We start from the raw sequence: 13,556 nt of genomic DNA, 5'->3' as shown, positions 1-13,556 counted from the left end.
ATATTTCAGTATTAAAAGGAAAATAAATCATGGGCAAAATTATCGGTATCGACCTGGGAACCACCAACTCCTGCGTCGCGATCATGGAAAACGGCCAGCCTAAGGTGATCGAGAACGCCGAAGGCGCGCGCACCACGCCGTCGATCATCGCGTACCAGGAAGATGGCGAGATCCTCGTTGGCGCGCCTGCCAAGCGCCAGGCCGTCACCAACCCGAAAAACACCCTGTTCGCCGTCAAGCGCCTGATCGGCCGCAAGTACGACGAAAAGGAAGTCCAGAAAGACATCTCCTTGATGCCGTACCAGATCGCCAAAGCCGACAACGGCGATGCGTGGGTCGGTGTGCGCGACAAGAAACTGGCTCCGCCGCAAATCTCGGCTGAAGTCCTGCGCAAGATGAAGAAGACCGCCGAAGACTACCTCGGCGAAGAAGTCACCGAAGCCGTCATCACCGTGCCGGCCTACTTCAACGACTCGCAGCGCCAGGCAACCAAGGACGCCGGCCGCATCGCGGGCCTGGACGTCAAGCGCATCATCAACGAACCGACCGCGGCCGCGCTGGCTTTCGGCCTGGACAAGACCGACAAGGGCGACCGCAAGATCGCCGTGTATGACCTCGGCGGCGGCACCTTCGACGTGTCCATCATCGAGATCGCGGATGTGGACGGCGAAAAGCAGTTCGAAGTGCTGTCGACCAACGGCGACACCTTCCTCGGCGGCGAAGACTTCGACCAGCGCATCATCGACTACATCATCGACGAGTTCCGCAAGATCAACGGCCTGGACCTGTCGAAGGACGCGATCGCCCTGCAGCGCATCAAGGCCTCGGCCGAGCGCGCGAAGATCGAACTGTCGTCGTCGCAGCAGACCGAAATCAACGAGCCGTACATCGCCATGGCGAACGGCGCGCCGGTCCACCTGAACCTCAAGATCACCCGCGCCAAGCTGGAGTCGCTGGTCGAGGAACTGATCAACAAGACGATCGAGCCATGCCGCACCGCCATCAAGGATGCCGGCGTGAAGGTCTCGGACATCGACGACATCATCCTGGTCGGCGGCATGACCCGCATGCCGAAGGTGCTGGAAAAGGTCAAGGAATTCTTCGGCAAGGAGCCACGCCGCGACGTGAACCCGGACGAAGCCGTGGCAGTGGGCGCGGCGATCCAGGGCTCGGTGCTGTCGGGCGACCGCAAGGACCTGCTGCTGCTGGACGTGACGCCGCTGTCGCTGGGTATCGAAACCCTGGGCGGCGTGATGACCAAGATGATCCACAAGAACACCACGATCCCGACCAAGTTCTCGCAGGTGTTCTCGACCGCCGACGACAACCAGCCGGCCGTCACCATCAAGGTCTACCAGGGCGAGCGTGAAATCGCGGCGGGTAACAAGGGCCTGGGCGAATTCAACCTCGAAGGCATCCCGCCGGCACCACGCGGCACCCCGCAGATCGAAGTGACCTTCGACATCGACGCCAACGGCATCCTGCACGTGGGCGCGAAAGACAAGGCCACCGGCAAGGAAAACAAGATCACCATCAAGGCCAATTCGGGTCTGACCGAAGAGGAAATCCAGAAGATGGTGAAGGACGCCGAGCTCAATGCCGAGGAAGACAAGAAGGTCAAGGAACTGGCCGAGTCGCGCAACCAGGCCGACGCGCTGGTGCACTCGACCCGCAAGTCGCTGACCGAATACGGCGACAAGCTCGACGCCGGCGAGAAGGAAAAGATCGAAGCGGCGATCACCGACCTGGAAGGCTCGATCAAGTCGGGCGACAAGGCCGACATCGACGCCAAGGTCGCGGCACTGTCGACCGCTGCGCAGAAGCTGGGCGAGAAGATGTACGCCGACATGCAGGCGCAGCAGGGGGGTGCTGATGCCGCCGCCGGCGCGGGCCAGCAGGCCGGTGGCGGCGACTCGGCGAAAGCCGACGATGTCGTCGACGCCGACTTCAAGGAAGTGAAAGACGCGAAGTAATTCGTAACGCGTAAAAATGGCCGAGCCGATGTGACCACCAGGGTTCGCGGCTCGGTTTTTTTGCTCAGACAGTACGTTCAGTAGATAACAGCAAGGTGCCAAATGGCAAAGCGTGATTTTTACGAGATCCTTGGGGTCGCAAAGGGTGCGTCGGAAGACGAGATCAAGAAGTCTTATCGCAAGCTGGCGATGAAGTACCACCCTGACCGCAACCCGGACAACAAGGAAGCGGAAGAGAAGTTCAAGGAGGTCAAGGAAGCCTACGAGATGCTGACCAATCCGGAAAAGCGCGAGGCCTATGACCGCTATGGTCACGCCGGCGTCGATCCGAACATGGGCGGCGGTGGCGGCGGTTTCGGCGCCGGTGGATTCGGCGACCCGGGCGACATCTTCGGCGACATCTTCGGCGGCGGCCGTGGCGGTCCGCGGCGGCGGCGGACCCCAGGTCTACCGCGGTGCCGACCTGCGCTACAACCTCGAGATCACGCTCGAACAGGCTGCCAACGGCTTCGATACCACCATCCGCGTGCCGAGCTGGGACAAGTGCGACACCTGCCACGGCAGCGGTGCCAAGCCGGGTACGCAACCCGTCACCTGCACCACCTGCCACGGTCACGGCCAGGTGCGCATGCAGCAGGGCTTCTTCAGCATCCAGCAGACCTGCCCGAAGTGCCACGGCAGCGGCAAGATGATCCCGGAACCGTGCCCATCGTGCAGCGGCGCCGGCCGCATCAAGCGCAACAAGACGCTGGAAGTGAAGATCCCGGCCGGTATCGACAACGGCATGCGCATCCGCTCGACCGGCAACGGCGAGCCGGGCACGAATGGCGGCCCGTCGGGCGACCTGTACGTGGAAATCCACATCAAGCCGCACGCCGTGTTCCAGCGCGAAGGCGACGACCTGCATTGCGAAATGCCGATCTCGTTCTCGAAGGCGGCCCTGGGTGGCGAAATCGAGGTGCCGACCCTGATCGGCAAGGTCTCGTTCACGGTGCCCGAAGGCACGCAGACCGGTAAAACCTTCCGCCTGAAGGGCAAGGGCATCAAGGGCGTGCGTTCGGGCTACTCGGGCGACCTGTTCTGCCACGTGATCGTCGAAACCCCGGTCAAGCTGACCGACAAGCAGAAAGACCTGCTGCGCGAATTCGACCGCCTGACGGTGGAAGGTGGCGCCAAGCACAGCCCGCAGAGCAAGGGCTGGATGGATAAAGTAAAAGACTTCTTCGAGTAAAGCTGACTACTCACCGCCGAGCGGCACGCGCCCTCGGCGGTTTTTTTTCGCCGTTAAATTGTTCGGTTTACAATGCCGGACACTCAAGAAAACCACGGACGATGCTGCGAGTGTCGTCCACAGCAGGGAGAACCAGATGGCAAAGACCCCGACCGGCCTGACCGCCGCCGACCTGTTCGAACGCAACCGCGCCTGGGCGGCGTCGATGGTCGAAGAGGATCCGAATTTCTTCAAAGACCTCGCTTCGCAGCAAGCCCCGGAATACCTGTGGATCGGTTGCTCGGACAGCCGCGTGCCGGCCAACGAACTGGTCGGCATGGCGCCGGGTGAGCTGTTCGTCCACCGGAATATCGCCAACGTGGTCGTGCATTCGGACCTGAACTGCCTGTCCGTGATGCAGTTCGCCGTCGACGTGCTGAAGGTCAAGCACATCATCATCTGCGGTCACTATGGCTGCGGCGGCGTGCATGCGGCGCTGACGGATACCCGCGTGGGACTGGCCGACAACTGGCTCGGTCACGTGCGCGACGTGCGCGACAAGCACGGCCGTTATCTCGGCAACGTGGCGGGCCAGGCCGCCACCAACCGCCTGGTGGAACTCAACGTAGCCGAGCAGGTCATCAATGTCGCCCACACGACCATCGTGCGCGACGCCTGGGAACGCGGCCAGCCGCTGACCATCCACAGCTGGGTCTACGGCGTGCACGACGGCCGCCTGCGCGACCTCGGCATCACGGTCAGCAGCTTCGAGGAAATCGCGCCGAAGCTCGAGGTGGTGTTGAGCGGCTACCGCGGCAACGGGGAAGCAGGGTGAACACTGACGCGGGGCAGGGCGAACTGGCCCGCCTGCGCGCGCTCGTGCGCGAGTTCGTCGACGAGCGCGACTGGGACCAGTTCCACACGCCGAAGAACCTGGCCTCGGCCCTGTCGGTGGAAGCGGCCGAGCTGCTGGAACACTTCCAGTGGCTGCAGAACGGCCGCGCCGAGGAGCTCGGTGCCAACAAATTGATCGAAGTACGGCACGAGATGGCCGACGTGCTGGTCTACCTGGTTCGCCTGGCCGATAAACTCGATGTCGACCTGATGGCGGCGGTCGAAGAGAAAATGGTCTTGAATCGCGCCAAATACCCGGCCGACAAGGTGCGCGGCGACGCGCGCAAGTACCACGAGTACAAGGACGCCTGAAGCGCGTCCTTGCGCAGCCACACCTTCCAGTCCCAGCCCCGCGGGGCGATCGAGGCTTCCGGCCTCGATCACCCGCGTGCTCCTGCCGTTAAAAAGCGACGATGCTGCCCCACGCCGCCGAACACTGGTGGGCCGCGTCGAAGTTGCTCACCTGCGCGATTCCCCCGCCTGAAGCCACGTCCAGCCCCAATACCTTGTCCGGTCCCGTAAATGCCGGCCAGGCCGCCGGTGCCTCGCCGCCGCTGTTCGGGTTGCCGGTCCTGGCGAAGTTGGTCCAGTAGCGCGTCATCGCTGTTTGCAGCTGGCGCCGTTCCTCGTTGCCCAGGTCGCCCATGTTGTACAGGTATTGCAGGTCGTAGGAGTGGGCGGCGCCCTGCGGGAAGCTGAGGTAATAGCTGCCGTTGGCCATGCCGACCGTGGGTAGCGCCGTCTGGTCGCGGAATTCGTACATCCAGACCGGACTCCCCTGGGCGGCGGCGCGCTGAGAGGTACGCAGGGCCGGGCAGGAGAAGCCCAGGTCCGTTGCCATGCTGGACGCCGCCAGGCTCGGCTGGATGGCCGGATTCGTGCCGAAGTTGGCCAACGGATAGAACTTCGTGACGATGTCGTTGACGTTGGCGCCGCTGCCCGCCGTCAGGGCCGCCACGGTCGGCGCATAGCCGGCGGCCGGGAGGGCGAAGCTGGTGTTGGCTGGATCGAAGTTGGGCGGCGTGGCGGCTGCCCGGCGGCCGGCCTCGTTGATGGCGATGTAGAGCGCGTATTCGTCCTGGTTGGTGCCGTTCACCAGCGGTACCTTGGTGTTTTCGCCGGCGAGGAAGGTCGCCTTGACCGATTTCGGCAAGACCTTGCCGTCCACCGAGGGCACCATGATCGGCAGGGCAGTGCTGATGGCATTGGCCAGGTAGATGCGGATGACCGGATCGGGCAGGCTGCGCAGGCAGGCCGCACTCACCGCGCCGGGATCGCAGCCGATGCCGGTGATGCCGGCCGTCCTTGCTGCATTGATCGCGCTGTCGACGATGGTGCTGCTGGTAGCGCCCATCTGCGCGGCGCTCAGCTGGCGGTCGTTGCCGTAGTTCCCGCTCTGCACCATCGCCTTGCTGAACAGGCCGCGCGAACCGGGCGAAGCGAGATGGGTCATCACGCTGAAACCGCCGGCCGACTCGCCGAAGATCGTCACGTTGTTCTTGTCGCCGGCAAAAGCCGTGATGTTCTCCTGCACCCACTTCAATGCCGCCTGCTGGTCCATGATGCCGTAATTGCCCGCGGCGCCCTCACTGGCCAGCGCCGGGTGCGCGAGAAAGCCCATCGCGCCGAGCCGGTAGGCCACATTGACCACGATCACGCCCTTGCTGACGAGCGGCGACGGGTCGGCATACACCATCGTGCCGCCCGTATTGAAGGCGCCGCCATGCAGGTTGACCATGACCGGGAAGGGGCCCGCTCCGGTCGGCGCGTGCACGTCGAGATACAGGCAATCCTCGCTGTCGCCGCCCAGGCGGAACGGGCTGGCACTGGTCTGCAGGCAGGGTGCCGCCGACCTGGTGTTCGCCAGCGCCGTGGTCCATTTCTGCGCCGGCGCCGGCGCTTTCCAGCGCAATTCGCCCACCGGTGGCGCGGCGAAGGGAATGGCAAAGTAGCTGCGCATGCCGAGGCGGTCGACGGCCTTGACCTCGCCGCCGGCAGTCTGGACGACGTCCAGGGCGCGCTGCGGCCCCGAGTCCGAACCGCCGCAACCGGCGAGCAGCAGCATGATGCCCGATGCCAGCGATAGCCTGATCCGCTGCGCGTGTGTTGACGCTTCCATTTTCACTGCGTGTCTCCTGGATTGTTCATGTGATGGTCGAGAACGGCGGCCGGGCCGTGCGTGCATGTGCGCCGGCTGCCGGAGGGAATTCCGGTCAGCGTGGTGCTGTCGCGGGCGAACGGCAGGCCGATCGATCTTGCCGGATCGATCATAGCGGGTAATTGAACGGCGAGGAACAGACACAAGTGCCAGGTCGGACTGGGTACTGCGCTGGCGTCGAGGCAGGAGATGGTTGGCGTACGGGCGGTCTTGACAACCCGGGCAATCCGCGCATGTTGGCGGGAGCGGGCATGGCGGCGCGTAGCGGCCGCCCGTGCGCAGGCCGAAAGGAAGCGTAGCGCGAGGGTGGGGAAGGGCGAAAGAGACTGTGCCGGGCGCACGAGGCGCCCGGTATGGCGACTGGAGTACCGAATCAGGTGCGACGGCGCACGGCGGCCAGGCCCAGCAGGCCGAGGCCCAGGCTCAGCAGGGTGCCTGGCTCCGGCACGTCGACCGGTGCGGCCGGGTTGCCGGCGTGCTCGGTCGGCAGGTCGGCCGGAATGCCTGGCTGGCTTGGCACGGCCGGCTGGTCAGGCATGGTCGGCACGTTCGGCAGGGACGGCTCGAACGGCGTGACCGGCAGCGGCAGGGTGACGAGCGGCGGGGTGGTGTCGGCAGGCGCCGGCTCGGTTGGCACCTTCGGTACGGCTGGATCGATCGCCGTCGGCGGCAGCGGCAGCGTCACGATCGGTGGCGTGGTCGGTGCAGGCGGCGTGACCGGCGTCGTGCTGCCAGGGTTTGCCGGGGTCGCCGGGGTCGCCGGAGTGACCGGCTTGACAGGCACGGTCGGTACCGTCGAGACCCGGCTGATTGCCAGCAGCACGTCGTTCAGCCAGACATCCTGGCCGATGCAGACGCAGGCGTAGTCGGTCGTGCAGCCCAGGCTCAGGGACACCTTCAGCTTGCCGTCGCTCAGCAGCGAAGGCAGGACGTTGAACACGTATTTGTCGCCGTCGGCGTCGACGTTGCGGATGATGCCGGCCACCGTGTTGTCGAGCTTGACCGTCAGCGTTTCGCTCGTCTTGAACCAGTAATCGATCGGATCGGAAAAATACAGGGACAGTTTGGCCGACTCGATCCGGGTATTGGCCTGTTGCGCAAATTGCAGCGTGAAGTTGTAGGGATCGCCGGTCGTGATGTAGGCGCCCGACAGGAAGGTTGCGTGGGCGGCGCCCGTGATGCCAAGGGTGAGGACTGCGGAAGTGATGATTTTTTTCAGGACGTTCATGGGCTTACATTGATTATTGTCGCGGACATACGCTCTGATTTAGTATAAGCAATTATCATGCCATAAAAGAAATAGTCATTTCCTTCAAGTACTTATAGTTTGTGCCGGATCAACAGCTACTGCACATGTAAAATTTTTCGACAGGAAGCCTCCAGCTTCAGCGGCAGGCGGCCACCCGCTGCGGCGATGCGCGGCAGCCGTATTGCCCAGCCTATTCGTGTTGGCATGGTCGGCGCGTTACCGATAAGCTTTTGCCATGAAACCGCGGATTGAGTAGCAGATCGGCGCCATGCGTGTGACATAAACGCTGAGTGTTTGATCTGGATTAATGGCCACTCGCGCTCGGACCAGATAGCTCGTATGATGGTCTCAGTGCGCCCACGACAAGGTAGAGTTTCCATGCGCCCCATCGTCATCGTTCCAGCCTGCACGCGTGATTTCGGCGAACATCCGTATCACGCTGCCCAGCACAAATATGTCGACGCCGTTGTCCTCGGCGCCGACTGCGCTCCCATGATCCTGCCCTCGCTCGGGCCGGCGCTCGACCTGGAGACGATGCTGCAGCTGTGCCATGGGATCATGCTGACCGGTTCGGCGTCGAATGTTCACCCCAGCTATTACTCCGAAGAAGTGCTCGACCCCTCGCTGCCCCAGGACCGGGCGCGCGACGAAACGACCCTGCCACTGATCCGGGCGGCGGTCGGGCGCGGCATTCCGATCATTGCGATCTGCCGCGGTTTCCAGGAGATGAACGTGGCCCTCGGTGGCACCCTGCACCAGGCGGTGCAACTGGTCGAAGGCAAGTTCGACCACCGCGAAAAACCCGAGCTTGGCATGGACGAGCAATACGGCGACGCCCACAAGGTGATGCTGACCCCGGGCGGCAAGCTGCGCGAGATCGTCGGCGCCGACGAAATTCCCGTCAATTCGCTGCACGGGCAGGGGGTTGCCGAACTGGCGCCCGGCCTGGTGGTCGAAGCCACCGCCGAGGATGGCCTGGTGGAAGCCTTTTCGGTCGCCGCCGCACCCGGCTTCACGCTGGCAGTGCAATGGCATCCCGAATGGCGCATCACGCACAATCCGTATTCCATGAAGATGTTCGGTGCCTTCGGCCAGGCTTGCCGCGATTACCGAGCCAAGAAATCGGGAAACACATGACTGCCCGGGACACATCCCGCATGTGGGCGGTTGGCGCCGTCCCCTAGCTGCCTCGTTCTCTCCGCACCCGTGCAGGGCGCATCAATGCGCGCCTGCGAAGACTGAACAGAACGAGAGGCAAACATGGCAATCCGCGAGAATTTTTCTTACAACGACATGGACGACTGGCTCAATGCCAAGCGCGTCACTGAAATCGAATGCCTGGTCCCCGACCTGACCGGCGTTGCCAGAGGCAAGATCCTGCCGCGCGTGAAATTCACCGAAGAGCGCGGCATGCGCCTGCCGGAAGCCGTGCTCGGCATGACCGTCACCGGCAACTCGCCCACCCGCGACGATGCCTACGACCGCGCCATTTCCAGCACCGACCGCGACATGATCCTGAAGGCCGACCCCACCACCATCACGATGGTGCCGTGGGCGGTCGATCCTACCGCGCAGGTGATTCACGACTGCTATTTCGCCAATGGCGAGCTGGTCGATTTCGCCCCGCGCACGGTGCTGCGCCGTGTGCTCAAGCTCTACCAGCAAAAGGGCTGGAAGCCGCTGGTGGCGCCGGAACTGGAGTTCTACCTGACGGCCAAGAACATCGACCCCGACTTGCCGCTGGCCTCGCCGATCGGCCGCAGCGGCCGCGCCGAAACCAGCCGCCAGGTCTACAGCATCGACGCGGTTAACGAGTTCGACCCGCTGTTCGAGGACATCTACGATTATTGCGACCTGATGAACCTCGACGTCGACACCCTGATCCACGAGATCGGCGCCGGCCAGATGGAAATCAATTTCCAGCACGGCGACCCGCTGGGCCTGGCCGATAAAGTCTTCTATTTCAAGCGCACGCTGCGCGAAGCGGCCCTGAAGCACGACATGTACGCCACCTTCATGGCCAAGCCGATGGCGGGCGAACCGGGCTCGGCCATGCACGTGCACCAGAGCGTGGTCGATGCCGAAACCGGCCAGAACATCTTCAGTAACGCCGACGGGACCGCGTCGGCGCTGTTCCACCATTACGTCGGCGGCCTGCAGCGCTACATGCCGTCGGCGATGGCGATCGTCGCCCCCTATGTGAATTCCTACCGCCGCATCGTGCGCCACACGGCCGCCCCGATCAACCTGCAGTGGGGAATCGACAACCGCACCGTGGGCTTCCGCGTCCCCGTCTCCGGCGCGCAAGACCGCCGCGTCGAGAACCGCATCATCGGCGCCGACGCCAATCCGTATCTGGCGCTGGCCGTCACGCTGGCCTGCGGCTACCTCGGCATGGTGCATGCGATCGAACCGTCGCCCATTGTCGAAGGCAGCGCCTACAACATGCCGGTCGAACTGCCCCAGGGCCTGCCCGAGGCATTGACCCTGCTGCGCGCCGAGGAACGCGTGCGCGAGGTGCTGGGCCAGCGCTTCATCGACGTGTATTCCGCGATCAAGGAGCTCGAACACCAGGAATTCATGACCGTCATCAGCCCGTGGGAACGCGAACACCTGCTGCTGCACGTCTGAACAGGTTTTTTACCGAAGCACGGAAGCACCGCAGCACCGCAGCACCGCAGCAGAACCAGGGATCTCCACACTAAAAACGAGGTGCCATCATGGCAACCGATGACACGGCGGTGATTGCCGCCAGCTTGGCCTCCTTGCGCGTGCCCGAAGCAGAAACCTTCGACACGCGTGCCCTTCAACAACTCGATGCGGCCCACTTCCTGCATCCCTTCACCGACCACGCGGCCTTGCGTGACAAGGGTGCGCGCGTGATCGTGCGCGGGCAAGGCGTGTATCTATGGGACTCCGACGGCCGCCAGATCATCGACGGCATGTCGGGCCTCTGGTGCGTGAACGCCGGCTACGGGCGCACGGCCATTTCCGAAGCCGTCTACCGGCAGATGGAAACCCTGCCTTTCTATAACAGCTTCTTCAACACGACCAATGTTCCGGCCGTGCAGCTGGCGGCCGAACTGGTGGCGCTCGCCCCGCCGCGGTTTTCCCACGTGTTCTTCACCGGCTCCGGCTCCGAGGCAAACGACACCGTCGTGCGCATGGTGCGGCGCTACTGGGACATCCTCGGCCAGCCGGATCGCCAGGTCATCATCAGTCGCCACAACGCCTACCACGGCAGCACGCTGGCCGGGGCCTCATTGGGCGGCATGGCTGGCATGCATGCCCAGGGCGGGTTGCCGGTCCCGGGCATCCGCCACATCGGCCAGCCCCATTACGGCGAACACGGCCAGGGCATGAGCGAGAACGCCTTCGGTTTGCTGGCGGCGGGCTGGCTGGAAGAAGAAATCCTCGCCGTCGGCCCGGAGAACGTCGCCGCCTTCATCGGCGAACCGGTGCAGGGCGCGGGCGGCGTCATCATTCCGCCCGCGACCTACTGGCCGGAAGTGCAGCGCATCTGCGACAAGTACGGCATCCTGCTCGTCGCCGACGAAGTGATCTGCGGCTTCGGGCGACTGGGAACCTGGTTCGGCTGCGAACTGATGGGTTTTCAACCCGACCTGATCAGCTTTGCCAAGGGCGTCACCTCCGGCTACGTGCCACTGGGCGGCGTGCTGGTCGGCGAGCGTGTGGCCCATGCGCTGATCGAAAAGGGCGGCGACTTCAATCACGGTTTTACGTATTCCGGCCATCCGGTGGCCTGCGCGGCGGCGCTGGCGAACCTGCGCATCCTGCGCGAGGAGCGGTTGATAGAAAAGGTGGCGCTGGAAACCGGGCCGCACCTGGCGGCGGCCTTCAGCAAGCTCGCGCAGCACCCGCTGGTGGGTTACGCCGACAGCTGCGGCATGGTGGCGGGCCTGAACCTGGTCAGGGAAAAGGGGCCGACGCTGCACGACTGCATGCCCTTCGAGCGCGCGCTGCATGTCGGCATGCTGTGCCGAGGTCACATGTTCGAGCAGGGGGTGATCATGCGCGCCGTGGGCGACAGGATGATCGTGGCGCCGCCGCTGGTGATGACGAAATCGGAGATCGATGCGATGGCGGCGCGGATTTGGGCGTGCCTGGATTTGACGCAGGCCGATGTGCGTGCACGAGGATGGATGTAGCGGATGTTTAGGCGAACGCGGTGAGGCTTCAGGCGTCGCCGCACGCCTTCAGCATACAGTCGTGGATAGCTTCGTCACTGAACAAGTACTGGCCAGGTGATTCTTGCAAGTCAGCACCCAAGAGAAACATGACGCCAGCCCATATCCGGTCCTGCTCACTGGGCGGTACATATTCCAGCGACTTTCCTTCTGACGCCTGCATGATCGAGTACGCCCAGCGGTCGGCGGCTTCCCTCGTCATGCGGTGATGCAGGACGTCCTGAAACACATTCCTTACGTCGTTCAGGCTAATCTGTATGACGCGGCTACCGAAAGAGTGTTGATCGCCCGGACCAGTCATCATGGCCGATCCTGCCGCTCACACATTCGCCGCGATATGTTTCGTCGGCTCGGTCCGGTTCTTGAACACCTGCGGTGCCAGCGAACCAATAAACATGCCGGCAAACGCCGCCAGCAAACCGGCCAGCTGGCCCGGGAAGTGTTCGCCCAGTGACGACAGCTGCGGGAAGAACAGGATCCAGACGACCATGCCGGCGGCGATCGAGACGATCGCACCCTGGGTGGTGGCGCGCTTCCAGTACAGGCCCATGACCAGCGGCACGAAGGCCGCAACCAGGGTCACCTGATAGGCCGAGGACACCAGCTCATAGATCGATGTGCCTTCCATCGCAATCGCGTAAATCAGCACCAGCGTGGCGAAGACGACGATGGTAATGCGCATCGCCAGCAGCTGCTGCTTGTCGCTCATGCCCGGACGGAGGTTTTTGAGGATGTTTTCGGTAAAACTGGTCGACGGCGCGAGCAGGGTGGCCGACGAAGTGCTCTTGATCGCCGACAGCAGGGCGCCGAAGAACAGGATCTGCATTACCAGCGGCATTTTCGTCATCACGAAGGTCGGCAGCAGGCGCTGGTAATCGTTCTTGGCGATGTCGAGGGCATGGTCGCCCATGACGACGACGGCCGCGGCGACGATGAACATCGGCACGAAGCCGAACAGGATGTAGCTGGCGCCGCCGATCACGGCACCGGTACGCGCCGTCGGTGCATCCTTGGCCGACATCACCCGCTGGAACACGTCCTGCTGCGGAATGCTGCCGAACATCATCGTGATGGCCGCGCCGATGAAGAAGATGATGCTGTTAAAACTTGGCTCCGGCAGCAGGCGCCACAAATTCGCCTGCTGGGCCATGCCGAGCACCTTGTCGGCGCCGCCGGCCAGGTCGGCAGCAAAAAAGGCGATGATCGACATGCCGATGACGAGCACGATCATCTGGATGAAGTCGGTCAGGGCGACGGCCAGGAAGCCGCCGACCACCACGTAGATCAGCACGGCAAGGGTGCCAATCACCATGCCCACCCAGGGCTCCATCGCACCATTCGTCAGCACCGAAAACACCAGGCCGAGCGCCGTGATCTGGGCCGCGACCCAGCCGAGGTAGCTGAGGATGATCGCCACCGAGCAGAAGATCTCGATGCCCTTGCCGTAGCGCTCGCGGTAATAGTCGCCGATCGTCAGCAGGTTGAGTTTATACAGTTTGGTGGCGAAGAACAGGCCGACCAGGATCAGGCAGGTGCCGGCGCCGAACGGATCCTCGATGACGGCGTTCAGGCCGCCCTGCACGAAGCGGGCGGGCACGCCCATCACGGTCTCCGCGCCGAACCAGGTGGCGAAAGTCGTGGTGATGACCATGACCAGGGGCAGGCTGCGTCCTGCGACGGCGAAGTCGCTGGTGTTCTTGATGCGCGAGCCCGCCCAAACGCCCAGCGCCAGCGTGCCCAGCAGGTAGAGCACGACGCAAGTGATCAAGGTGTAGTTCATGGTGTGGAAGGCTCCGGAAGGGGCAGATATTATCGGGCGGAAAATCGGCGATTATAGCGGCATAAGTTCGCTTCTGGATCGCAT

At 63.6% G+C, this 13,556-nt stretch carries 11 protein-coding genes and 1 pseudogene; 7 read left to right on the top strand and 5 right to left on the bottom strand.

What is annotated here, in order from left to right; all coding sequences use genetic code 11:
- The first annotated feature begins 29 nt into the window (after positions 1-29).
- The 4 genes and pseudogenes from dnaK (at position 30) to G4G31_RS01765 (ending at position 4,389) form a co-directional block, all read left to right on the top strand.
- Positions 30-1,973: a molecular chaperone DnaK gene (dnaK, locus tag G4G31_RS01780; RefSeq protein ID WP_182990044.1), complete on the top strand. Its 1,944-nt coding sequence runs from the start codon at positions 30-32 to the stop codon at positions 1,971-1,973.
- Positions 1,974-2,075: 102 nt separating this feature from the next.
- Positions 2,076-3,204: pseudogene (gene dnaJ, locus G4G31_RS01775) on the top strand (molecular chaperone DnaJ).
- 136 nt (positions 3,205-3,340) lie between these two features.
- A complete protein-coding gene (gene can, locus G4G31_RS01770; RefSeq protein WP_182990043.1) occupies positions 3,341-4,018 on the top strand; it encodes a carbonate dehydratase in 678 nt (225 codons plus the stop codon).
- Entirely contained in the window at positions 4,015-4,389 is a 375-nt protein-coding gene (locus G4G31_RS01765; RefSeq protein ID WP_182990042.1) for a nucleotide pyrophosphohydrolase, read from the top strand. The genes can and G4G31_RS01765 overlap by 4 nt, the downstream gene beginning before the upstream one ends.
- Positions 4,390-4,477: 88 nt before the next feature.
- Here the strand turns inward: G4G31_RS01765 and G4G31_RS01760 are convergent, their stop codons facing one another.
- The 3 genes from G4G31_RS01760 to G4G31_RS01750 form a co-directional block, all read right to left on the bottom strand.
- The gene (locus tag G4G31_RS01760; RefSeq protein WP_183107849.1) at positions 4,478-6,142 is read right to left on the bottom strand and encodes a carboxylesterase/lipase family protein; all 1,665 of its coding nucleotides are present in this window, start codon (positions 6,140-6,142) and stop codon (positions 4,478-4,480) included.
- Positions 6,143-6,198: 56 nt separating this feature from the next.
- Positions 6,199-6,348 (bottom strand): hypothetical protein, encoded by a 150-nt coding sequence (locus G4G31_RS01755; RefSeq protein WP_182990040.1) that lies wholly within the window; start codon positions 6,346-6,348, stop codon positions 6,199-6,201.
- Between the two features lie 260 nt (positions 6,349-6,608).
- A complete protein-coding gene (locus G4G31_RS01750; RefSeq protein ID WP_182990039.1) occupies positions 6,609-7,463 on the bottom strand; it encodes a PEP-CTERM sorting domain-containing protein in 855 nt (284 codons plus the stop codon).
- A gap of 399 nt (positions 7,464-7,862) precedes the next feature.
- Between G4G31_RS01750 and G4G31_RS01745 the strand changes: the two genes are divergently transcribed.
- The 3 genes from G4G31_RS01745 (at position 7,863) to G4G31_RS01735 (ending at position 11,653) form a co-directional block, all read left to right on the top strand.
- Positions 7,863-8,621, top strand: coding sequence for a gamma-glutamyl-gamma-aminobutyrate hydrolase family protein (locus G4G31_RS01745; RefSeq protein ID WP_182990038.1), 759 nt, complete (start codon positions 7,863-7,865; stop codon positions 8,619-8,621).
- Positions 8,622-8,744: 123 nt separating this feature from the next.
- Positions 8,745-10,115 (top strand): glutamine synthetase family protein, encoded by a 1,371-nt coding sequence (locus G4G31_RS01740; RefSeq protein WP_182990037.1) that lies wholly within the window; start codon positions 8,745-8,747, stop codon positions 10,113-10,115.
- A gap of 89 nt (positions 10,116-10,204) precedes the next feature.
- Positions 10,205-11,653, top strand: a complete 1,449-nt coding sequence (locus G4G31_RS01735) for an aspartate aminotransferase family protein (protein ID WP_182990036.1) — start codon at positions 10,205-10,207, stop codon at positions 11,651-11,653.
- Positions 11,654-11,681: 28 nt separating this feature from the next.
- Here G4G31_RS01735 and G4G31_RS01730 read toward each other — a convergent pair whose 3' ends face one another.
- Both G4G31_RS01730 and G4G31_RS01725 read right to left on the bottom strand, forming a co-directional pair.
- Positions 11,682-11,996 carry a hypothetical protein gene (locus tag G4G31_RS01730; RefSeq protein ID WP_182990035.1) on the bottom strand — a complete coding sequence of 105 codons (315 nt, stop codon included), beginning with the start codon at positions 11,994-11,996 and terminating at the stop codon, positions 11,682-11,684.
- Between the two features lie 15 nt (positions 11,997-12,011).
- Complete coding sequence (locus tag G4G31_RS01725) at positions 12,012-13,472, bottom strand: sodium:solute symporter family protein (RefSeq protein ID WP_182990034.1); 1,461 nt, start codon at positions 13,470-13,472, stop codon at positions 12,012-12,014.
- Positions 13,473-13,556 lie beyond the last annotated feature (84 nt).

This window comes from Massilia sp. Se16.2.3 (assembly GCF_014171595.1).
Taxonomy (GTDB): domain Bacteria; phylum Pseudomonadota; class Gammaproteobacteria; order Burkholderiales; family Burkholderiaceae_D; genus Telluria.
The sequence above is the reverse complement of the archived record's forward strand: the minus strand, read 5'-3'. Positions and strand labels throughout refer to the sequence as shown.

Bases quoted from the DNA above. Each gene is read 5' to 3' on its own strand.
- G4G31_RS01750 (WP_182990039.1), bottom strand. From the start codon at position 7,463: ATGAACGTCCTGAAAAAAATCATCACTTCCGCAGTCCTCACCCTTGGC.
- G4G31_RS01730 (WP_182990035.1), bottom strand. From the start codon at position 11,996: ATGATGACTGGTCCGGGCGATCAACACTCTTTCGGTAGCCGCGTCATA.
- G4G31_RS01740 (WP_182990037.1), top strand. From the start codon at position 8,745: ATGGCAATCCGCGAGAATTTTTCTTACAACGACATGGACGACTGGCTC.
- G4G31_RS01745 (WP_182990038.1), top strand. From the start codon at position 7,863: ATGCGCCCCATCGTCATCGTTCCAGCCTGCACGCGTGATTTCGGCGAA.
- G4G31_RS01760 (WP_183107849.1), bottom strand. From the start codon at position 6,142: ATGCTGCTGCTCGCCGGTTGCGGCGGTTCGGACTCGGGGCCGCAGCGC.
- G4G31_RS01725 (WP_182990034.1), bottom strand. From the start codon at position 13,472: ATGAACTACACCTTGATCACTTGCGTCGTGCTCTACCTGCTGGGCACG.
- dnaK (WP_182990044.1), top strand. From the start codon at position 30: ATGGGCAAAATTATCGGTATCGACCTGGGAACCACCAACTCCTGCGTC.
- G4G31_RS01735 (WP_182990036.1), top strand. From the start codon at position 10,205: ATGGCAACCGATGACACGGCGGTGATTGCCGCCAGCTTGGCCTCCTTG.
- can (WP_182990043.1), top strand. From the start codon at position 3,341: ATGGCAAAGACCCCGACCGGCCTGACCGCCGCCGACCTGTTCGAACGC.
- G4G31_RS01755 (WP_182990040.1), bottom strand. From the start codon at position 6,348: ATGATCGATCCGGCAAGATCGATCGGCCTGCCGTTCGCCCGCGACAGC.